We start from the raw sequence: 230 nt of genomic DNA, 5'->3' as shown, positions 1-230 counted from the left end.
GTCGGTGATAGAGGATTCGAACCTCTGACCCTCTGCTCCCAAAGCAGATGCGCTACCGGGCTGCGCTAATCACCGAAGTTTCCTGATATTTTGAGCCATATTAAACGAGGTTCCCCTCTGCTCCGCTCTTCATAAAGAGCCGTGATGCGCTATCGGGCTGCGCTAATCACCGAAGTTTCCTGATATTTTGAGCCATATTAAACGAGGTTCCCCTCTGCTCCGCTCTTCAT

Annotated in this window: 1 tRNA gene; it reads right to left on the bottom strand. The window is 50.9% G+C overall.

The features are described 5' to 3' along the window. Position 1: 1 nt before the first annotated feature. Positions 2 to 75: transfer RNA gene (locus tag ACHUGF_RS16570), tRNA-Pro, on the bottom strand. Between the last annotated feature and the right edge of the window lie 155 nt (positions 76 to 230).

It is taken from the genome of Shewanella maritima (assembly GCF_043643735.1).
In the GTDB taxonomy this organism is placed as follows: domain Bacteria; phylum Pseudomonadota; class Gammaproteobacteria; order Enterobacterales; family Shewanellaceae; genus Shewanella; species Shewanella maritima_A.
Note: the sequence above shows the minus strand (reverse complement) of the source record. Positions and strands in the feature narration are given on the sequence as shown.